At 69.5% G+C, this 20,285-nt stretch carries 13 protein-coding genes; 6 read left to right on the top strand and 7 right to left on the bottom strand.

The features are described from left to right. Positions 1-88: 88 nt before the first annotated feature. The gene (locus tag KY572_RS11275) at positions 89-1,321 is read right to left on the bottom strand and encodes a molybdopterin molybdotransferase MoeA (protein ID WP_224242573.1); all 1,233 of its coding nucleotides are present in this window, start codon (positions 1,319-1,321) and stop codon (positions 89-91) included. A 158-nt stretch (positions 1,322-1,479) separates the two neighbouring features. Between KY572_RS11275 and KY572_RS11270 the strand changes: the two genes are divergently transcribed. Beyond that, positions 1,480-2,874: a protease inhibitor I42 family protein gene (locus KY572_RS11270; protein ID WP_224242572.1), complete on the top strand. Its 1,395-nt coding sequence runs from the start codon at positions 1,480-1,482 to the stop codon at positions 2,872-2,874. A gap of 117 nt (positions 2,875-2,991) precedes the next feature. Continuing rightward, on the top strand, positions 2,992-5,910 hold the full coding sequence (rnr, locus tag KY572_RS11265; protein ID WP_224242571.1) for a ribonuclease R: 2,919 nt from the start codon (positions 2,992-2,994) through the stop codon (positions 5,908-5,910). 1 nt (position 5,911) lies between these two features. Here the strand turns inward: rnr and KY572_RS11260 are convergent, their stop codons facing one another. Further along, complete coding sequence (locus KY572_RS11260; RefSeq protein WP_224242570.1) at positions 5,912-6,733, bottom strand: hypothetical protein; 822 nt, start codon at positions 6,731-6,733, stop codon at positions 5,912-5,914. A gap of 310 nt (positions 6,734-7,043) precedes the next feature. Here KY572_RS11260 and KY572_RS11255 point away from each other — a divergent pair, with 310 nt between their 5' ends. Beyond that, on the top strand, positions 7,044-10,106 hold the full coding sequence (locus KY572_RS11255) for an ATP-binding protein (RefSeq protein ID WP_224242569.1): 3,063 nt from the start codon (positions 7,044-7,046) through the stop codon (positions 10,104-10,106). Positions 10,107-10,275: 169 nt separating this feature from the next. Here KY572_RS11255 and KY572_RS11250 read toward each other — a convergent pair whose 3' ends face one another. After that, the gene (locus KY572_RS11250; RefSeq protein WP_224242568.1) at positions 10,276-10,824 is read right to left on the bottom strand and encodes a non-canonical purine NTP pyrophosphatase; all 549 of its coding nucleotides are present in this window, start codon (positions 10,822-10,824) and stop codon (positions 10,276-10,278) included. 7 nt (positions 10,825-10,831) lie between these two features. After that, positions 10,832-11,692, bottom strand: a complete 861-nt coding sequence (locus tag KY572_RS11245; protein WP_224242567.1) for an SIR2 family protein — start codon at positions 11,690-11,692, stop codon at positions 10,832-10,834. A 108-nt stretch (positions 11,693-11,800) separates the two neighbouring features. Between KY572_RS11245 and KY572_RS11240 the strand changes: the two genes are divergently transcribed. The 3 genes from KY572_RS11240 (at position 11,801) to KY572_RS11230 (ending at position 14,427) form a co-directional block, all read left to right on the top strand. Further along, complete coding sequence (locus tag KY572_RS11240; RefSeq protein ID WP_224242566.1) at positions 11,801-12,547, top strand: ABC transporter ATP-binding protein; 747 nt, start codon at positions 11,801-11,803, stop codon at positions 12,545-12,547. A gap of 5 nt (positions 12,548-12,552) precedes the next feature. Beyond that, on the top strand, positions 12,553-13,356 hold the full coding sequence (locus tag KY572_RS11235) for an ABC transporter permease (RefSeq protein WP_224242565.1): 804 nt from the start codon (positions 12,553-12,555) through the stop codon (positions 13,354-13,356). A gap of 90 nt (positions 13,357-13,446) precedes the next feature. Beyond that, positions 13,447-14,427 carry an aldo/keto reductase gene (locus tag KY572_RS11230; protein ID WP_224242564.1) on the top strand — a complete coding sequence of 327 codons (981 nt, stop codon included), beginning with the start codon at positions 13,447-13,449 and terminating at the stop codon, positions 14,425-14,427. Here KY572_RS11230 and KY572_RS11225 read toward each other — a convergent pair. The 3 genes from KY572_RS11225 to KY572_RS11215 form a co-directional block, all read right to left on the bottom strand. Continuing rightward, on the bottom strand, positions 14,421-14,867 hold the full coding sequence (locus KY572_RS11225) for a hypothetical protein (protein WP_224242563.1): 447 nt from the start codon (positions 14,865-14,867) through the stop codon (positions 14,421-14,423). The two genes, KY572_RS11230 and KY572_RS11225, sit on opposite strands and share 7 nt — an antisense overlap. 206 nt (positions 14,868-15,073) lie before the next feature. Next, positions 15,074-17,017 carry a hypothetical protein gene (locus tag KY572_RS11220; RefSeq protein WP_224242562.1) on the bottom strand — a complete coding sequence of 648 codons (1,944 nt, stop codon included), beginning with the start codon at positions 17,015-17,017 and terminating at the stop codon, positions 15,074-15,076. Between the two features lie 283 nt (positions 17,018-17,300). Then, entirely contained in the window at positions 17,301-20,240 is a 2,940-nt protein-coding gene (locus tag KY572_RS11215) for a carbohydrate binding domain-containing protein (protein ID WP_224242561.1), read from the bottom strand. Positions 20,241-20,285: the final 45 nt, after the last annotated feature.

Raw genomic sequence — 20,285 nt, 5'->3', positions numbered from 1 at the left:
GAACCCTTTTTCGGGGTTCGTTGGGGTTCAAGTCAAGGGACTGCCCAGAGTCCCAACAGGTTGGATGCCCTTGGGGACTGAACGTTGCTCACGCGCTCCAGGAGACCGGCAAGAGAACGACATGCCCCCCATGAGCCAGACTGCTTGCCTCCCGGGGGAAGTGGAGCAGGTGGGTGGCCGAGGCCGCCGAGCGCAGCGCCCCTGACGTCTGGGTGGCGAGCGGCCGGGCCCAGAGCTCGCCCTCACGCCAGCTGGCCGCTACACGGATGTAGTGCGCCAGCCCGGGCGCCTTACGCAGCTCGCCGTCCAGGCGGCCGGCCACCCGGGGTGGCTCCACGTCCGAGTGGCCGAGCAGCCGCCGGAGCACCGGGCGGACGAACAGCTCGAAGGTGACCAGGGAGGAGGTGGGGTTGCCCGGTAGCCCGAAGTAGAGCGTGCGGCCCTTGCGGCCCACGGCCAGCGGCTTGCCGGGCTTGATGGCCACCCGCCAGAAGTTCATCTCCACGCCCTGCTCCTGGAGGGAGGCCTTCACGAAGTCGCGCTCTCCCACGGAGACGCCCGCGCTGGTGAGCACCACGTCGAAGCCCTGGGCCTCCGCCAGGCGCGCGGACACCTCCTCCTGGGTGTCCCGGGCGATGCCCAGCAGGGTGGGGAGCCCTCCGGCCCTCGCCACCGCCAGCGCGAGGGAGGGGGCGTTGGTGTCGACGATGCGGCCCTCGGGGGCCTCGTCGGCGCGGCACAGCTCGTCCCCGGTGGAGAGGATGGCCACCCGGGGGCGGCGCGGGACCGGCACCGTGAGCAGGCCCTGGGCGGTGATCAGCCCCAGCTCCGGGATGCCCAGCGGCGTGCCTCGCCCGAGCAGCGGCTCGCCGGCCCGGGCGTCCTCGCCTCGGGGGCGGACGAAGTTCCCCGCCGACACGGCCTCGAGGATCTCCACGGCCGGGCCCTCGGCGCCCTGGAGGGGCCGGGTGCGCTCCTGCATCACCACCGCGTCCGCTCCGGCGGGCAGCGGCGCGCCCGTCATGATCCGGGCGCAGACGCCCGGGCGCAGCTCGCTGCGAGGTGTCTGCCCCGCGTGGATGATCTCTCCCACGGCCAGCCGGACGGGCGGCGGACCGGAGAGATCGGCGCTTCGCACCGCGTAGCCGTCCATGGCGGAGTTGTCCCACGGTGGTAGCGTGCGCTGCGCGAGCACGTCCGCGCCCAGCGCTCGCCCGAGGGCTTCTTCGAGGCGCACCCACTCCACGGGAAGAGGGGAGGCCAGGGCGAGCGCTCGGGCTCGCGCGTCCTCCGCCGGCAGCAGATCGGATCCAGTGCTCATGGGCGCACTGAGATCGAAGTCTCTAGGAAATTCAAGACTTTGTTTGACAGTCCCGCTGATCACCGTTACAAGCGACGTTGATCGCGCGACACGCCCCCGTGCCAGGGGAGATCCGCCAACCCGTTGAAATAACACGGGATCCCAAGGAGACAGCGTCGATGGCCAAGCCCAAGTCTGGGGCCAAGAAGGCGACCCCCGCTGCCAAGAAGGACAAGGCCGCGCGGCTGGAGCTTCTCAAGAACGCGAGTGAGCGGGTGGCGAAGACGGCGACGAAAGTGGTCAAGGCCGTCAAGGAGAAGGTGGCAGAAGTGACCAAGGGGAAAGCACCCGCGACGAAGTCGGCCTCGAAGAGCGCGCCCAAGAGCGCCGCGAAGGCCGCTGCTCCAAAGACCAAGACCGCCGAGAAGGGCGAGGCGGCGCCCAAGGCCGAGAAGGCCGTGGCCGAGAAGGCTCCGGGCGAGAAGGCCGCCAAGGGCGAGAAGGCCGAGGCCAAGGCCAAGGCGCCCGCGGGTGCGGCCAAGGGCAAGGGCGGCTCGTCTGCGCCGGCGGTTCCGGCCCAGGAGAAGCCCCGGCCGCGCGCCACCAAGCTGCCTCCGGTGGGCGACGCGCTCACCAAGCGGGAGATGGAGCAGCTGCTGTCGGCGGGCGAGGGCCGCGGCGTGTTCGGCGAGGGCAGCCTCAAGGGCCGGCTCGTGGTGACCGACGGCATGCCGCACCTGCTGGTGGTGGGCCGCGACAAGCGCGAGCTGACGTTCCTGCTCCAGGGCCCGGATCAGGAAGTGCTGCCGGCCTACGTGGACCACAAGGTCTCCGTGAGCGGGCTGATCCGCAAGACGACGAACTACGGCGGCACGGTGGACGTGCGCAAGTACTCGGCGAAGAAGCCGGAGGCCGAGGCCCCCGCGCCCCCGCCGGCCGAGACCGAGGCCAAGCTGCGCTTCCTGTCCCCGGGCGAGGTGTCCATGGTGACGAGCGCCGGCATGGGCTCGGGCATCAAGGGCTTCGCCTCGCTGCGCGGCAACCTGGAGATGACGGGCGAGGACTTCGTGCTCGTGGTCTCCAACGCCGGCACCCGGCAGCAGGTGTCCTTCATCCTCGAGGGCAAGGGCACCAAGGGCATGCGCAAGTACGTGGGGCAGCTGCTCTTCCTCACGGGCGTGGTGGAGAAGTCCTCCGGCTGGGGCGGGAAGATCCTCGTCGAGAACTTCGAGCCGCGTCCGCCCGAGGCCCGCGTGTCCCGCGAGGACATGGAGATCGTCCACGTGGAGGGCGAGGTGCCCACCTCCGTGGAGGTGAAGCTCAACCACGGCCTCACCGTGCGGCTCCAGGAGCAGCCCGGCTACACGTGGGCCATCGAGCCCACGGCGGCCAAGCGCGTGGGCCTGCGCGAGGCGCGCTACGAGCCGGACGAGGGTGGCAGCGCCGGCACCCGCGAGTTCTTCTTCACCCCGCGCAACCCCGGCACCTCGGAGATGGAGTTCTTCCTGGCGAAGGCCTTCACTCCGGGCGTCGTGGAGCGCTCGTTCAAGATCAACGTCACCGTCAAGCCGTGAGCGGCTGACAGGACCGGGAGCAGCCCAGGGGCCGAGCACGGCTGCCTGGGGGGTTCCCGTCCAGCGGGCCAGGGCCTACCCGTTTCATGAGCGGAAGGGCCCGCGCCCAGGTTCCTTGTGAATCCATCCCCTGAGCAGCTGAGACAGATCCTCTCCGACGCCGACCACCCGCTGGGAGTCAAGGAGCTCCTGCGGCTGGCCGGCATGCACGCCGGGCAGCAGACGACCCTCAAGCGCACCCTGCGGGAGATGGTCCGTCAGGGCCACATCCTCAAGGAGGGCAAGCGCTTCCGGCTCGAGCACCGCCGCGCCGAGCCCGCCGAGCCCGAGCGCCGCAAGGGCCGCAAGGGGCCCATCCCCACCAGGGCCGAGCGCACGCAGGTGGAGGGCATCCTCAGCGTCCACCGGGATGGCTTCGGCTTCGTCCGGCCGCTGTCCGGCGAGGGCGAGGACGTGTTCCTGCCTCCGGCGGAGGCCGCGCGCGCGCTGGACAACGATCGCGTCCTCGTGGAGGTGTCCGGGCGCCCCGGGCGGCTGGAGGGCCGACTGGTGGATGTGGTGCAGCGGCGCCGAGAGCTGGTGGTGGGGGTGTACTCGGAGCAGGGCCGGCACGCTCTGGTGCTGCCGAGCGACAACACGCTGCCGGGCCCCATCCGCGTCCCGCGCACCCAGATGGCGCGGCAGGGCGACCTGGTGAAGGTGCGCCTGGGCGTGGGCGCGCGGATGCTGGACGAGGGCGAGGGGCTGTTCGGCGAGGTGGCCGGCTCGCTGGGCCGGCCCGGGGATCCGAGCGCCGAGGTGCTCTCCATCGCCTACGGCCAGGGCTTCAACGACGAGTTCCCGCCCGAGGTGATGGACGAGGCGGACAGCGTGGGCCCGGCCGTCACCGACGAGGAGGCGCGAGCCGAGGGGCGCAGGGATCTGCGCACCATGCCGCTGATCACCATCGACGGCGAGGACGCGCGGGACTTCGACGACGCGGTGTACGCCGAGCCCCACGGCTCGGGCTGGCGGCTGGTGGTGGCCATCGCGGACGTGACGCAGTACGTGCGCGAGGGCCGGCCGCTGGACGCGGAGGCGCTGCGCCGGGCCACCTCGGTGTACCTGCCGGACCGCGTGCTGCCCATGCTGCCGGAGCGGCTGAGCAACGGCATCTGCTCGCTGCGGCCGGACGAGGATCGGCTGTGCATGGTGGCGGACATGGTGTTCGACGCGCGCGCCCAGCTGCGCTCCTATGAGCTGTACCCGGGCGTGATGCGCAGCGTGGCCCGGTGCACGTACAACGAGGTGCAGGACGTCCTGGACGGCAAGGACGTGCCCCACCGCAACTCGCTGCGCCCGCTCTTCGAGCGGCTGCTGGCGGTGTCCCGCGCGCTCCGGAAGATGCGCAAGGAGCGGGGCGCCATCGACTTCGATCTGCCCGAGCACAAGGTGGTGATGGGCGAGGACGGCCTGCCCGAGCGCATGGACAAGCGCGAGCGCAAGGAGAGCCACCGCCTCATCGAGGAGTGCATGCTGGCCGCCAACGAGGCGGTGGCGAAGTTCTTCCAGGACGAGGGGCTGCCCACCGTCTACCGCTTCCACGGCGAGCCGGACGAGCAGAAGCTGGCCGCCTTCGCCGCGCTGGCGCAGGCGTACGGCTTCAAGCTGCGCTTCGAGGACGGGGTGTCCTCCAAGGAGCTGGACGCGTTCATCTCCCAGCTCGAGGGCCACCCGGAGCAGCGCGCGCTGAACCAGCTCTTGCTGCGCTCGATGATGCAGGCGGTGTACTCGGCCTCGCGGGTGGGGCACTACGGCCTGGCCGCGGAGCACTACCTGCACTTCACCTCGCCCATCCGCCGCTACCCGGATCTGCTGGTGCACCGGCTGCTCAAGGCGCACTGGGTGCGCAAGGGCAAGAAGCGCTCTCAGGCGCACCTGGAGCGCGAGGAGGCCCAGCTGGAGGAGATGGCCGAGCAGAGCTCCGAGCGCGAGCGCGCCGCCATGCAGGTGGAGCGCGAGGTGGTGTCCTTCTACGCCACGCTGCTGATGAAGGACCGCGTGGGCGAGGAGTTCGACGCCACCATCTCCGGCCTGGCCGAGTTCGGCTGCTTCGTGGAGCTGGACACCGAGCACGTGGAGGGCCTGGTCAAGCTCGAGACGCTCGGGTTCGGCGGGAAGCTGGACAAGATGCTGCACGCGCTGGTGTTCCCGGACGGGCGGCGCATCCGCGTGGGGCAGAAGTGCCGCGTGCGGCTGGCGTCGGTGAGCCCGGAGCGGCGGCAGATCGACTTCGAGCCCCTGGAGATCGATGGCAAGCCCGTGACGCGCCGCGAGCGGGCCCAGCGCCCCGGGCGTCCCGGGAGCCGGTTCGGGCCGTGGCGGCCGGACGCGGAGGAGCCCCGGTTCGGCGTGGTGTCCCAGGAGCCGCGAGGGCGGGGGGGCAAGGGCGAGGAACCTCGGGAGGAGGCGCCTCGGTTCGAGGAGAAGCGCCGGCGCTTCGTGCGAGCCGGCCAGCGGGAGGAGGCGGCTCCGAGCAAGGCCGACCGCAAGCGCTGGCAGGGTGAGCGCGGCGCCGGGCGGGAGCAGGAGCCTCGGCGGCCCGAGCCTCGAGCGGCGGCACCCGAGCCGGCGGACGGCACGCCGCGGCGGCGCTTCGTCGTGCGCCCGGTGCAGGAGGCGGAGCGAGCGCGGGAGGCCGAAGCGCCGGGCTCGACGTGGCGTCCCGAGCCCCACCCCATCGCCGAGGGAGATCCGCTGGCGGCCTTCATGGCGGATGCGCCTCCGCCGACACCGCCACCGGGGTTCGATCGCCTTCGGGCGCTGGCGGCCCGGCGCGCGAACAAGAGCGAGGAGCGCCAGCCCACCGAGGCGCCTCGCGCCGCGTTCGAGCTGCCGTCTCGCGAGCCTCGGGAGACGCGTCCCGCGCGCAAGGCCGCACCCGGTGGGAAGAAGTCGAGCCGGGCCGCGCCCGCGGGCAAGCGCAAGGGCGCGGGAGGCGGAGGGAAGCCCTCGAAGTCCCGCGGCAAGTTCAAGCCCGGGCGCCGCGGGCGCTGAGTCAGTCGTTGTCCTTGAAGAGCTCCACGTAGTCCGCGGCGCGCATCCGGGTGGTGATGGCCGGGTAGCTCACCCCGTTGTGGCTGCAGCTCCAGTAGAACGGGCCGCGGGGATCGCGCACGCAGCTCGACCAGCAGTCGCCGACGAAGCGCATGGGCGCGCACGCCGTGGCGGAGCCGCCTCCCAGCCCGGCGCAGGCCCGCGTCAGGTACATGGAGTGGTTGCCCACGAGCTGGTCCGTGCCGAAGTAGAGCCCCTCCTGCGTGAAGAGGTTGCCGAAGAAGCAGGCCTCTCGCGCCACGTAGTTGCCGAGCTCGCGGCGGCTGTAGGGAATGATGTCGCCGTCGGCGTCGTGCCCCAGCACGGAGATGGGGACGCTCTCTCCATACCGGTTCACATGCGCCATCAGGCAGGCGCTGATGATCTGCTGCTCGGTGCGGCTGGCGACGGCGCCACGGGCCCACCTCGGAGCCAGGCCGAGGCTCCCGCTCCACGTGTAGCGCTGGCCCGTGCTCGCATCGACATGGGACCGCGTCTCTCCCGCGGGGACGGCGCACCTCACGAGGTAGCGCATCACCATGTCTCCCAGGGCCGGATCCGCTCCGAACCAGGCCTTGAAGCTCGCCGTCGCCAGCCCGTTGGTGGCCAGCCCGTTGGCGCTGAGCCCGTTGGCCGACAAGCCGTTGGCACTGAGCCCGTTGGCGCTGAGCCCGTTCATCGAGTCGAGCTCCTGGCTCCCGGTGCTCAGCGAGGAGGGCTCGGACGAGTCCTCCACGGGGCCACAGCCCGCAGTCGCGGCGACCAGCAACGCCGCGGCCAGCATCCACCTGCCTGCTCCACTCGCTCGGCACTGCGCTCCAGCACGGCTCCGCGCCTGGGGGGTCATCTCTGTCATGGGGGTCCTTTCAGTGGGACAAGATGGCAACCGTGACGCGGTAATGAAGTGTGCCTCCGTTTCCTGGATGATCCGGTTTTCGCTTCCGAACGGGAGCGACGTGCGCTGCTCAACAGCACGCAGATCCTCCGTCCAGTTCCCGATATCCGGGGATGCCTGTAGCGCGGGGATGCCTCTCTTGTGAGGGGCCTTGCGGCACCGTTCCAGGTGCACGGTCTCGCGGGGCCAGAAGCCGGTCATGAACGCTCTCGCCATGCCCATGGAAGCCCCGTCCGGCACGGTGGCCCTCGTCTTCACGGACATCCAGGGCTCCACCTTGCTGTGGGAGCGTTGCAGCACCGGCATGCGCGCCGCGCTGGAGCTGCATGATCGGATCCTGCGCTCTTTGCTGGCGTCCTCCTCCGGCTATGAGGTGAAGACGCAGGGCGACTCCTTCATGGTCGCCTTCCCCACGGTGGCGGATGCCGTGCGCTGGTGTCTGGACGTTCAGGAGGGGCTGCTGGACGCTCCCTGGCCGGAGGAGCTGCTGGCCTGGCCCGAGACCGCGGAGGAGCGGGGGGCTCGGGGGCTGCTGTACCGCGGGCTGCGCCTGCGCATGGGCGTGCATGTAGGCGAGCCCGAGCTGCGCGTGGATCCCCGCACGGGCAATGTGGACTACGTGGGGCGCATGGTGAACGTCGCGGCCCGCGTGGCGGATGCGGGCCACGGCGGGCAGGTGCTCCTGAGCGGCGCGGCGTGGGCGCAGGTGGCCGGCATGCTGGATCGCCTGGGCCGCCCGACGGTGCGCGTGCTCGGCGACTTCCGCCTCAAGGGGATCTCCGAGCCCGTCCCGCTGGTGGAGGTGCTCCCGCTCTCGCTCTCGGAGCGGCGGTTCGAGTCCCTGCGGGTGCGAGAGGAGCGGCGCGGCAACCTCCCGGAGGACCCGGGGGACATCATCGGCCGCGAGGAGGAGCTGGAGACGCTGCGGCTGTGGCTGGCGGAGGGGGCTCGGCTCATCACCATCATGGGGCCGGGGGGCATGGGGAAGACCCGGCTCGTGACGCACTTCGGCAGCCTTGAGGCAACCACGCGCACCTGGGAGGGCGGCGTGTGGTGGTGCGATCTCACCGAGGCGGAGACGCTCGAGGACGTCTGCCATGTCGTCGGTCAGGCGCTGGGCGTGCACCTGACGAGCGGCGCGGGGGAGGAGCTGGTGGGGCAGCTCGGCCGGGCGCTGAGCGGTCGCGGGCCGGCCCTGGTCATCCTGGACAACCTGGAGCACCTGCTGGAGCACGTCCCGGCCACGCTCCGGCGGTGGATCGTGCTGGCGCCGCAAGCCCGGTTCCTCGTCACCTCCCAGGAGTCGCTGCGCCTGGCCGGGGAGCGCATCCTGGATCTGGCCCCGCTGGGGCTGCCGGACGAGGGGGCTCACACGCTGGAGACGATCTCCCGCTCGGAGGCGGTGCGCCTGTTCGTCCGGCGGGCGCAGGCGTCTCGGGAGGGCTTCACGCTGACGGAGGCGGAGGCGCCGCTGGTGGCGGACATCGTCCGGCGGCTGGATGGAATCGCGCTGGCCATCGAGCTGGCGGCGGCGCGCACGGCGTTGCTGAGCGTGGGGCAGATCCGGGATCGGCTGTCCAAGCGCTTCGAGCTGCTGCGCAGCGGGCAGCGGGACGCGGTGACGCGGCAGGCGACGCTCCGGGGAGCGATCGACTGGTCGTGGAACCTGCTCGATGTGACGGAGCAGAACGTGCTGGCGCAGTGCTCGGTGTTCCGAGGAGGCTTCACCCTGGAGGCCGCCGAGTCCGTGCTCGCGCCCACGGCGGGTGGGCCGGACGTGCTGGAGATCGTCCAGGCGCTGCGGTCCAAGTCGCTGCTGCGGGCGGGGGCCTCGGAGGGGCTGCCGGGCGAGCTGCGCCTGGGCATGTACGAGAGCATCCGTGAGTACGCCTCCGCGCGGCTGGCAGAGACGGGGGACAGCGAGGCGCTGCTTGGCCGGCACGCGGAGTACTACCTGGCGACGGCCCGGGAGCTGCGCGGGCCGGCGCGAGGGGGTGGGGTGGAGGCGCTGCGTCGGCTCACGCTGGAGCGGGAGAACCTGCTGGCGGTGTGCGATCACGCGCTGGCCTCGTGGCCGCCGACACCGGAGTCCGTGAAGCGGGCGCTGGAGGCGCTGGTGGCGCTCGAGCCGGACATCACCTCCCGCGGGCCGGTGGGCATCACGCTGCATCGGCTGGATCGGGCGCTGGAGCAGGCGTCGACGCTCTCGGAGGACTCGTTGCTGCGGGCCGAGGCGCTGGCGGTGCGGGGACGGGCCCGGCTGGAGACGGGCCAGCTCGCCAATGCTCGGAAGGATCTGGAGGAGGCGCGCGCGTTCTTCCACACGCTGGGAGAGGGGGTGCGCGAGAAGCGGCTCCTGGTCGATCTGTCGATCGTCGCTCGGCACGAGGGAGACATGGACGCGGCCTGGAGCTTCATCCAGGAGGCGCGGAGCCTGCCGTCCGGCAGGGATCGGTGGCTGGAGGCCTACGCGGTGGGCAACCTGGGCATCATCGAGCAGGTGCGCAGCGGCCCGGGGGCGGCGGTGCCACACCTGCATGCGGCGCTGGGGCTGTTCCGGGCGGTGGGCGATCTGACGTTCGAGGTGCTCTTCCTCAACAACCTGGCGCTGGCCATCGGCGAGTCCGGGGGCACGTCGGAGGCGGTGGGCTTCCTGGAGGAGGCGCTCGCCAAGGCGCTGGGCGCGGGCAGCCGCTCGGGCCAGGCGTTCGCGCGGCTGAACCTGGGCTGCTGTCTGATGGATGCGGATCGTCCCGCCGAGGCGTGCGAGCACCTGGAGGCGGTGGTGGAGCTGGCGCGGCAGCTCGGCATGCGCATCGTGGAAGGGTGCGCGCGGGGCGAGCTGGGCCGGGCCTTCCTGACTTCTGGAGCGCTGGAGGTGGCCGAGTCCCACCTGATGAGCGCCACGTCGATCCTGGCCCAGGTGTCGCGCTGGCACGCGCTGCGGTTCGCGCTGCACCTGGCCGCGGTGCAGGCCTCGCGAGGGGCGGTGCCCGAGGCGCGCCGGGGATTCTCCGCGCTGGGCTCGGCGCCCGAGATCAAGAACGATCCGGTGCTGCGCGAGCTGGCGACGCTGCTGTACGCGACGATGGATCTGGTGGAGGCTCGCGCGGCGGCGCCCGGGAGCCCGGAGGCGGAGCGGAGCCGGGCCGAGTTCCGCCGGCGGCTGGAGCATGCGCGGAATGTCCCCCTGGAGGGGGCTTCTTCCGACCTGCGCGGCTGGCTCCGGCTGCTGGAGCCGGAGCTGCACACGCTGGGCTAGGGATCCGGTTCAGAATCATGGAACCCGCGCTCGTTGAACAGGTTGTTCTGGACGACCCAGAGCATGTTCCGCTCTTGGTGGGAGGTCATCGCTGCGGGCGCCCAGGACGAGGGGGTGTGATAGCCCCTGACCGTGTCACCTGGAGACGCCAACCTCAGGTAGCGGTGGGCTACCGGATGCGGAGCGCGCGCCGGAGCTGCGCGTAGGCCTTGGCGTTGCCGCTGTAGGTCACCTTCTCGGCGATCGACATCTGCCCCATCGTCTTGTGCTGACCGTCGGGGATGAACACGGGCTCCCAGTGGATGCCCGTGCCCTCCTTCTGGTCGGCGATGCGGCCGTCAATGCGTCCCTCGAAGACCTGGAGCTTCCGTCCATCGCAGTAGCAGACCTGCTGAATGACGTGGGCGCGGCGCGAGGCTCCCGGGGGGATGATGGCGCAGAGGTCTCCCTCCAGCGCCTCCCAGAATGGCTTCACCAGCGGACCCGGCAGCTGCTTCAGGTACTCGATGTAGAGCCCGCCGTGCTCCACGAAGAGCGGTACCTGCGCCCGCTTGTACGCCTCGAGCGCCTTGGTGCGGACGACCTCTTCGAGATCGCCGGAGAGCATCTCCGGTACCTTCTGCCACAGCATCCGCGGAGGGTTCTTGCAGCTGAGGAAGCACTGCTTCACGTCCTCGTACTTCTGCTCGTTCGACGTGCTGAAGTAGATGGTGGGCATCGGTGCCTCAGGAGTGCAGGGCGTTGAGCAGCTCGGCGACGCTCTTGGACTTGTCGCTCGCGTCGAGCTCGATCACATCGATGTGCCATTCCTCGAGCAGCCGGGGCTGGACGAGGCCCGCGCCAAAGGTGACCCAGTAGGAACGCAGCTCCGGTGGGGGCGAGGCGCTCTTGTCCGCGCCCTCCATGCTCTCCTGGCGGAGCCGGTACATGCGGTGCCAGATGTACCGGATGTTGGGATCGCTGAAGCTGTACCCGAGGAAGAGGAAGGCATTGCCGAGCAGATCGTTGCGCAGGCGCTGATCGGGCGCGGCCTCCAGGAGGTGGCGATCGAAGAACTGGCTCTCGGTCAGGACGATCGTCTCGGGGAATGCCAGGTCTCCGTGGAACTTGATGACGCTGCACGCGGCCGGATCCACGGGACGCATGAAGTCCTGGAGCCGGGCGAGCACCGAGACCTTCCGCTTCTTGTCCCTGTCTCGTAGGGCCCGCTCGATGTGGTGCTCGAAGTTGGTCGTGTAGATCGTCCGGAACTCGCAGTCCGCGAGCGCTCGATGCTGGATGGAGGTCCGACGCCGCCTTTCGACTTCGGGCGCATGGAAGCGCCGCTCCATCTCCTGGATGAAGCCCGGCAGCTTCTCAGGGTGCTCCAGGTCGAAGTAGCCGGCCAGCTGCTGGGCATTGCCATGCACCTCGAAGAGCTCCGGCGGCGTGAACTGGAGGCCCTCGCCCATCCACTTCATGAGCCCGCTCCAGGTGGGGAGCCGCAGGGGCGCCGAGAACCCCGCGCCGAGGAAGGGAATCAGGCGGCGCTCCTTGTACGCCTTCCGGAGCTGGGGAAGTGCCTTCTGGAGTGTCAGCAAGGACATGGAGCGGCATTCAAGCCCATCCCGAAACCCGGTGCCATGTTCGCCAGGCCAGCATTGGACGTGACTCCGATGGACGATGCCCGGGGCGCGCGATAAGGGCGGACGGACATGAATTCGACCGTGCTCTCGGTCCAGGAGCTGCGCAAACAGTATGGCGCCACCGTCGCCGTGGACGGCATCTCCTTCCAGGTGGGCCGCAACGAGATCGTCGGACTCCTGGGGCCCAACGGCGCCGGGAAGACCACGACCATCAACATGATCCTCGGCGTCCTCGAGCCCAGCTCCGGGACCATCCACATCGAGGGCGTGGACCTCGCGCGGCGGCGCACCCAGGCGCTCGAGCGCACCAACTTCGCCGCTGTCTACGCGCCCCTGCCGGGCAACCTCACCGTGCGGCAGAACCTGCGCGTCTTCGGGCTCCTCTATGGCGTGAAGAAGCTCTCCGAGCGCATCGAGGCGCTGCTCACGGAGTTCGATCTGGTGAAGTTCCGGGACGTGAAGTGCGGAGTGCTCTCTTCGGGAGAGCAGACGCGGGTGGCCCTGGCCAAGGCGATGCTCAACAGCCCCCAGCTCCTGCTGCTCGACGAGCCGACGGCCTCGCTCGATCCCGCGACGGCCCGGGACATCCGTGCCCGCATCCGCGAGTTCTCCTCGCGAGGCACCAGCGGCGTGCTGTGGACCTCGCACAACATGTACGAGGTGGAGGAGGTCTGCGACCGCGTACTCTTCGTCTCGCGGGGAAAGGTCCTGCTCGAGGGCGATCCGAAGAGTCTGCCGGGCGAGCACGGTAAGGCCACCCTCGAGGAGCTGTTCATCACCGTGGCCCGAGAGCCCCTCACGCTGGGGCGGTCCTGAGCACCATGTCCCTCCGCCGCGCCGCCGCCGTCGTCCTGCGTCAGTTCTTCCTCATCCGAGGCAGCCTCTCGCGCATCTTCCCGCTCTTCGTCTGGGTGGCCATCGACATCATCCTCTGGGGCTTCATCACGAAGTACTTCAGCTCCTTCACCGCCACGGGCGTGAACCTCCTGCCGTCGCTGCTGGGAGCGGTGCTGTTGTGGGACTTCCTCACCCGCGTCATGCAGGGCGTGACGATGGCGTTCTTCGAGGACGTCTGGTCGCGCAACTTCCTCAACGTCTTCGCCACGCCGATCTCGATCTCGGAGTACGTGGGCGGCCTGGTGCTCTCCAGCATCGCCACCAGCTCGGTGGGGCTCATCGTGATGGTCGTGGTGGCGAGCGCGGCGTTCGGCCTGTCCCTGTTCTTCTACGGCATCATGATCGTGCCGTTCCTGTTCGTGCTCTTCCTGTTCGGCATCGCGCTGGGCATCTTCGGCAGCGCCGTGGTGCTCCGGCTCGGGCCGTCCGCGGAGTGGTTCGTCTGGCCCATCCCCGCCGTGGTATCGCCGTTCGCCGGCGTCTTCTATCCGATCGCCACGCTGCCGGAGTGGATGCAGCTCATCGCCCGCCTGCTGCCGCCGTCCTACGTGTTCGAGGGCATGCGAGCGATCGTCGCGGGCGGTGGGTTCTCGGGCACCACGCTGCTCTGGGGCGTGGGGCTGGCCCTTGTCTACATCGTGCTGGCGTGCGCGTTCTTCATGCGTGTCTTCCGCCATGCGGTGCGCACCGGCCTCATTGCCCGCTACAGCGCAGAGAGCGTGAGCTAGAGAACGTGAGCGGAGGCCCTGGCCATGGGGGAAATTGCCCCTCGAGCCTCGACGTGGAAGTCAGGGCCTCCATCGAACGGGAGGCAGGACATGCAGAAGCGGCAGCTCGGCAACTCGGACCTTCACATCACCCCCATCGGCTTCGGGGCGTGGGCCATCGGCGGTGGAGGCTGGGCCTTCGCGTGGGGGCCCCAGGACGATCATCAGTCCATCCGCTCCATCCGCCGCGCGCTCGATCTGGGCATCAACTGGATCGACACCGCCGCCGTGTATGGGCTCGGCCACTCGGAGGAGGTCGTCGCCAAGGCCCTGGAGGGCCGCTCGGGCCGCCCGTACCTCTTCACCAAGTGCGGCCTGGTCTGGGACTCCAAGGGCCAGGTGCGCAACGAGCTCGGCGCGGACTCCATCCGCCGCGAGTGTGAGGCGAGCCTGCGCCGCCTCAAGGTGGACACCATCGACCTCTACCAGATCCACTGGCCCCTGGAGGAAGACTCGCTCGAGGGCCTCGAGGAGGGCTGGAAGGCCATGGCCGAGCTGCAGCGCCAGGGCAAGGTGCGCTGGATCGGCGTCTCCAACTTCAACGCCAGGCAGCTGGAGTTCGCCCAGCGCATCGCGCCCATCACCTCGCTGCAGCCGCCGTACTCGCTCATCCACCGTGACATCGAGGCGGACGTCCTCCCGTTCTGCGAGCGCAACGGCATCGGCGTCATCGGCTACTCGCCCATGGCCTCGGGGCTGCTGACGGGCGCCATGACGCGCGAGCGCGTGGCCGCCTTTCCCGAGGATGACTGGCGCCGCCGCAGCTCCGACTTCCAGGAGCCGGACCTGACGCGCAACCTGGCGCTGGTGGAGCGGCTGCGGGAGATCGGCGCGCGGCACGGGCGCTCACCCGGGGAGGTCGCCATCGCGTGGACGCTGAGGCGCCCCGTCGTCACCGCGGCCATCGTCGGCGCGCGCAGCCCCGAGCAGGTGGAGGGCTTCATCGGCGCCATGGACTTCCGGCTCTCAGCCGCCGAGCAGCAGGAGCTCGAGGACTTCCTCCGCCAGCAGCCCTCCGCGGGTGCTCAGTAGCGGATGTCCATGCAGACCTTGAGCACCGTCCCCGCGGGCAGGGCCGGCGTGCTGCGCAGGTGCAGCGAGAGCTCGGTGCGGGCCCACAGGTTCGTCTTGAGTTCGAACCGGATGCGCTGTCCCGCGTGGACGTCCACGAACGCCGTGCCGCCTCCATCACTGGACTGGATGTGACCGGACAGGAGCGTCCCCGGGATGGGGGACTCGATCCAGGCATTGCAGTCCAGCGTGAAGCCCGAGCAGTACCGCTTCACCGAGAGGTTCGCGACACCGCCGGGGCCGAGCTTCACCTCGAAGGCCATGCTCGTGCGCGCGTTGGCGTGAAGCCCCGGCACTCCGAGCAGCTGGCAGCGCTTGTCCGCCATGCGAGCCATCGCCTGGGCGTACAGCTCGTCCGAAACTCCTGCGATTGCCTCCGTGAAGGACATCGTCGTCACCATTGCGTACCTCGCCTCACCCCTCCGGGATTTCGAGGGGTGGACGGTGCAACGCGAGGGCCAACGCGCATCCAGAGAGAAACACTCAGGATTGTCAGCGGGACGGCCTTCTACCCTGAAAAACTTGCAGGCTCCTTGGGAAGGAACTGCAAGGGCATCCAGGAGGCCCCTGCCCACAGCGGGCAGCAGGGGCGCACCCGTCGTTTACCTCACGGCGATGGGAACACCACCGTGCGCAGCTTGCTGGAGTCCCACGTGTCGAGGAAGCGCGGGGCTCCGGCCGTGCTGTCGATGACGGCCACGTTCATGTGTGTGTCGGCGAACTCCACCAGCAGGAACTTGTGCTCGTCCGTCGAGCCGCTGCGGAAGACGGGGATGTTGGTGTTGGGCACCGTCTCGTTGAAGCCGTTCAGATGGTGGGCGTGGCCGGCGAAGAGGGCCACCACGCGCTGCCCGGCGATGGCCGCGAGGAACTCCGGGTCGGTGACGGCCATGTGCTCGCCGTAGTCGTGCATGTTGAGGACGATCTTCTTCCCCTCGGCGGTGGCGCGCGTCAGGTCCGCCTTCAGCCAGGGGATGGAGGAGGAGATGCCGATCTTCGTCCGGGTATACGTGGGGTAGTTGTGGAGCTGCACGAAGTGGTAGCCGCCCATGTCCCAGGAGTAGGCCAGGCTCTTCTGATCGAAGTCGCGCACCAGGGAGGCGGGGAAGCTGGGCACCTTGTTGCACTGCACGGTCGCCTTCATGAAGTCCACCGCGTTGCGCGAGCAGCCCTCCAGGCCGTACCCGGTATAGGCGCCGTCACGCAGCCACCAGCAGCCGGAGTCCACCCCGGGCTCGGGCACGTTGTTGGCGTAGTCGTGGTTGCCCAGGCCGGGGAACAGCGGGAACTTCAGGCTCTTGGGGTTGTTGAAGTACTCCTCGAAGAGATCCACCTGCCAGTCGTGCCAGTAGGCGGTCAGGTCTCCGTTGACGATGACGCCCTCGGGCCGCCGGATGGGCGCGCCCGCGCCGCGCGAGAGGCCCGGCCCGGAAGGCCACGCGCCGATCTGCGAGGAGGGCCCCTGCGCCTGCTGGATGTTGTTCATCGCGTCAACCTGGTGGCGGTTCTCGCGCAGCGAGCAGCTCGTCTCGGACTCGTTGGGAGAGCAGGAGCTGCCACGCCAGGGGAACTGCGGATCGGAGGCGACGATCATCGTGAAGGTGCCCCAGGGCCCCGCGCCGGTGGCCGAGCGGGTGAAGCTGGAGGAGGTGCACGTGGTGGGCACCACGCCCGCGCCGCGGCCGTAGGTGGCCTTGGCGTAGATCTGCGCGTCCTTGCGGCAGAAGGCGCCGTCATCCGTGTAGCCGGCGGGGCAGCTCTGCCAGCACACCGGACCCACGCCGTAGTAGCCGGAAGCGCAGTAGGGGTAGCACAGCGCGCCGTCCTGATGCGTCCCGCCGGGGCAGGTGTTCGGCACCTGGCCCAGGCTGCGGCCGTAGGTGGCCTTGGCGAAGATGTGGGCGTCGATGCGGCAGGTGCAGCCGTCGTTGGCGTAGCCCGCCGGGCACTGCGAGCAGCCACGAGCGAACGTCAGACCGCACGCGTCGTACCAGGGGCAGCTCGAGGTGTTGGCGCCGATGATGCGGGCATCCCGGCGGCAGAAGGCGCCGTCATCCGTGTAGCCGGCGGGGCAGCTCTGCCAGCACACCGGGCCCACGCCGTAGTAGCCCGCGGCACAGGTGGGGTAGCACAGCCCGGCGTCGTACTGCATGCCGGCGCCGCACTGGAGCGGCGTCCCGGCGCCACGGCCGTAGGTGCTCTTGGCGAAGATGTGAGCGTCCTTGCGGCAGAAGGCGCCGTCGTCCGTGTAGCCCTCGGCGCAGTGCTGCCAGCACACGGGGCCCACGCCCTTGTAGCCCGCGTCGCAGCGCGGGTAGCAAAGGCCCGCGTCGAAGACCTTGCCGTCCGTGCAGCCGGCGTTGAAGGTGGTGGCGTCGTTGGCGGTGGTGACTCCCTGGAGGGCGGGGCCCGCGCCCGTGAGCTCCTGCGCCTCGGTCCGCTCCACCGCTTCGGGGGGCGTCTCGGCGCCCGGCTCGGTGACGCCGCCACAGCCCGTCGCCATCAGACAACAGGCGAGTACCCACGCACTCCAACAGTGAAGTCGGCTCATCGTCTCTCTCATGGTCGTTCTCTCGTGCGAGCGCCGGGGCGAGCGGGTTTGCTCCGTGGCGCGTTGGCGGTCGGCCACAGAGCAACGCCCGTACCAGTGCCTGGCGCGGGACCATGAGCGCGTAAACCCTCGGAGAGCCGTGGAGGATGGGGAACCCAGGCGTTTCGAGGGGACGCAGGCGCGTTCGGAACGAACGCAGCGGAGGACGCGCGCTGCCGGCCGACCTTTTTGCGAACTGGTATGACAAGCATACCAGTTCGTGGTGCTTCGGCCGGACAGGCCCTCAGGGCTTCAGGAAGGGACCGTCACTGCCCACCTTGCCCGGAGCCGGGTTGCCGGGCAGGTCGAGCACGTACACGCGCATGTTGCCCTTGCCGGCGACGCTGGCGGTCAGCGCCCCGTTCGTCACGGTCCGCACGTCGCCGGTGATCGCGTCCTTGTAGGTGCCGTTGGGGATGCCCGAGAAGGTGGCGCCGCCGGAGATGGTGACCAGCACGAAGCTGTCCACGCCTCGGGCGGTGTCCGTGAAGCGGCGCTTGAAGGCCATGCCTCCCGAGATTCCATCGGTGGAGTACTGGCCCTTCTGGAGGGCAGGGATCCTCCGTCGCAGCTGGTTCAGCCGCTGCAGGTGCTTCGCCAGCGGCTTGCTGAGCGTCTCCGCGACCTTGCCGGAGGCGGACGCCACCACTCCGAAGTCCGAGGCCGTCACGCTGCCCTCGAGGTTGTCCCCGTAGTAGGCGCGGCCGGTGGTGGCCAGCGCGCACGTGGGGCCGCAGTCGATCTTCTGGCCCGCCTGGAACTCGATCTCCGAGCCGTAATAGAGCGTGGGGATGCCCCGGAAGGTCCACATCAGGCTCATGTTCTCGGCCCAGGCCTCGGTGCCGCCCATGTAGCGGGTGGAGGACTTGTTGGGGCCGTAGTCGTGCGAGTCCACGTACACCACGTTGTAGGTGGCGTCGTTGTAGCTGTCGTCCGAGTCCTTGCCGTTCCAGAAGGCGTTGCTGGCCTCGCCGAAGTTCATGTGCATGCGCATGTCGATCACGCTCATGCCGGAGAACTGGCTGTGATCCGGGGCGTGGTAGCTGTTGCCCTGGAGGAAAGCGTTGGTGGAGGTGGGCTGGTTCGCGGTGCCCATGGACTGCTCGTAGTTGTACTGCTCGAGCGCGGCCACCGTGTCATCCGCGCTGTACGTCCTGCGCTCCTTCCAGGTGAAGAACTGCGCCGAGTGGTTGGGCGAGCCCCGGTTCCACTTGTCGTTCACGAACGAGCCCACCTCGCCGAACATGAAGAAGTCCTTCCCCTTGGCGCCGAACTTCTGCTCGGCGTACTGGTGGGCCGCGGGCAGGAAGCGCCGGTTCCATGTCACGCGCGGGATGTGGACCGCGGTGTCGATGCGGAAGCCGTCCACCCCCATGTCGATGTACTTGTTGTACACGCCGATGAGGAAGCTCTGGACGGGCGTGCTCTCGGTGTTGAAGTCCGCCAGATCCTCGTGGATCCAGCAGCTGCGCGAGTCCTCTCCCTCCCAGTTGCCGATCCAGCACTGGTGGAAGTACTGCGAGGGGAACATGCCGGAGGTGGGGTTGGGCCACTGGCAGTTGTAGATGCGGTAGCCCTCCTGGCTGTAGCTCCCCGTCGGCACGCCCCAGCTGCGGCAGGTGTTGCCCGCGGGCTCCGCCGTCGACCACAGATCCCCGTTGTAATAGGACTTGCCGGTGCTCGGCTCGATCGTCAGCCCGTCGTACTCGAAGCCGGACACCGGCGCGTCGTAGTACCAGCTCCACTGGCTGTCGCGCACGCCGTACACCTTGGCGCTCCACAGCCCCTTGGCGCCCCAGCGGCTGGAGTGGTTGTAGACCACGTCCTGGATGATCTTGATGCCCTTGGAGTGGGCCGCGTTGATCAGGTCCTGATACGTGGCGCCCGGGGACTCCAGGCGCGGATCCACCTTGTGGAAGTCCCACGCGTGATAGCCGTGGTAGTCGTAGTCCGAGCGGTTGAGCACCACCGGGGTGATCCAGATGGCGGAGAAGCCCAGGGCCTTGATGTAGTCCAGCTTCTGGATCAGCCCCTTGAAGTCCCCTCGGAACATGGGGTCGTTGTTGGCGGCGTTGCCCGACTTCACGTGCATGCTGCCGCCGCGGTTGTTGGCCGCGTCGCCGTCGTAGAAGCGGGCGGTCAGCACGAAGTAGATGCTGTCCTCGCGGATGTCCCCGCCCAGCGGCTGCCCGGCGGGAGGCGGAGGCGGGGCGCTGCCCGTGGTGGCCGAGGCCGAGGCGCTGGCGGCGGACTTGTTGCCGGCCGCGTCGACGGCCTTCACGGTGTAGCTGTAGGTCGTCTGGGGCGTCAGACCGGTGTCACTGTAGCCGGTGCCCGTGGAGGTGAACGTCCTCGGCCCCTGGGTTCCGCCCGTGCGGGAGATCTCGTACCCCGTCACGCCGCGATCATCGGTCGAGGCGCTCCAGGCCAGATCGATGCGCGTCTGCGTCGCAGAGGCGGTGACTCCCGTGGGCGTCGTGGGGGGAGTGGTGTCCGGCGGCAGGACCACGCACGGCGTCGGGGCGTTGGCGGTGACGACGCCATCCTTGACCGTGATGCGCCCCGTCCCGAGGGAGTAGTCCGCCCCGCCGTTGTTGTCCCAGCTCCCGCTGTTGTTGTTGAACGCGGCCTTCATGCCGGTGGCGGCGCCCAGGTTGATCGTCTTCTTTACCCAGTCGGTGCAGGCCGGCTCGTTCATCGCCACGCCGGGCGCCGTCGTCCACGTGCCGCCAGTGGGCGCGTAGTGGATGTTGACGGTGCTCCAGCCGCGCGTGCGCGTGTAGTAGTAGACCTCGGTGGGGGGCTGGGGGTCCGCCGTGCAGGGCGTCCCCGCGTTGGCGAGCAGCTGGCCGTTCTTGACCTGGTGCGTGCCCTGCGTGGGCACGACGTAGTTGGCGCCGGACTGGTTGTTGTAGTTGTCCCAGTGGTTCTGGCCATCGTTGAAGACGGCCTGGAAGGTGCTGCCGCTCCCCGTGGTGAGGACGTGGACGACCCAGCCCGTGCAGGCCGAGCTCATCGCCGTGCCTGGCACGCTCGTCCAGCCACCACCGGCATTGTGGTGGAGATAGACGCTGCTCCAGCCCTTGTACGGCGTGTAGTAGTAGACCGTCGCCGTACCGGCGGCTGCCGGCAGGCTCACTCCCAGCAGCAGCCCCATCAAGGCCCAGGCTCTCCACTGCATCATGGCGTCCCCCTCTGTTCCTCAGAGGTCACGCACAGTGAAGAAACT

The organism is Hyalangium gracile, assembly GCF_020103725.1.
Taxonomy (GTDB): Bacteria; Myxococcota; Myxococcia; order Myxococcales; family Myxococcaceae; genus Hyalangium; species Hyalangium gracile.
Note: the sequence above shows the minus strand (reverse complement) of the source record. Positions and strands in the feature narration are given on the sequence as shown.

Excerpts from the sequence above, each read along its gene's own strand:
- KY572_RS11275 (WP_224242573.1), bottom strand. The coding sequence starts at position 1,321 with ATGAGCACTGGATCCGATCTGCTGCCGGCGGAGGACGCGCGAGCCCGA.
- KY572_RS11270 (WP_224242572.1), top strand. The coding sequence starts at position 1,480 with ATGGCCAAGCCCAAGTCTGGGGCCAAGAAGGCGACCCCCGCTGCCAAG.
- KY572_RS11260 (WP_224242570.1), bottom strand. The coding sequence starts at position 6,733 with ATGCTGGCCGCGGCGTTGCTGGTCGCCGCGACTGCGGGCTGTGGCCCC.
- KY572_RS11255 (WP_224242569.1), top strand. The coding sequence starts at position 7,044 with ATGAACGCTCTCGCCATGCCCATGGAAGCCCCGTCCGGCACGGTGGCC.
- KY572_RS11250 (WP_224242568.1), bottom strand. The coding sequence starts at position 10,824 with ATGCCCACCATCTACTTCAGCACGTCGAACGAGCAGAAGTACGAGGAC.
- KY572_RS11245 (WP_224242567.1), bottom strand. The coding sequence starts at position 11,692 with ATGTCCTTGCTGACACTCCAGAAGGCACTTCCCCAGCTCCGGAAGGCG.
- KY572_RS11240 (WP_224242566.1), top strand. The coding sequence starts at position 11,801 with ATGAATTCGACCGTGCTCTCGGTCCAGGAGCTGCGCAAACAGTATGGC.
- KY572_RS11235 (WP_224242565.1), top strand. The coding sequence starts at position 12,553 with ATGTCCCTCCGCCGCGCCGCCGCCGTCGTCCTGCGTCAGTTCTTCCTC.
- KY572_RS11230 (WP_224242564.1), top strand. The coding sequence starts at position 13,447 with ATGCAGAAGCGGCAGCTCGGCAACTCGGACCTTCACATCACCCCCATC.
- KY572_RS11225 (WP_224242563.1), bottom strand. The coding sequence starts at position 14,867 with ATGGTGACGACGATGTCCTTCACGGAGGCAATCGCAGGAGTTTCGGAC.
- KY572_RS11220 (WP_224242562.1), bottom strand. The coding sequence starts at position 17,017 with ATGAGCCGACTTCACTGTTGGAGTGCGTGGGTACTCGCCTGTTGTCTG.
- KY572_RS11215 (WP_224242561.1), bottom strand. The coding sequence starts at position 20,240 with ATGATGCAGTGGAGAGCCTGGGCCTTGATGGGGCTGCTGCTGGGAGTG.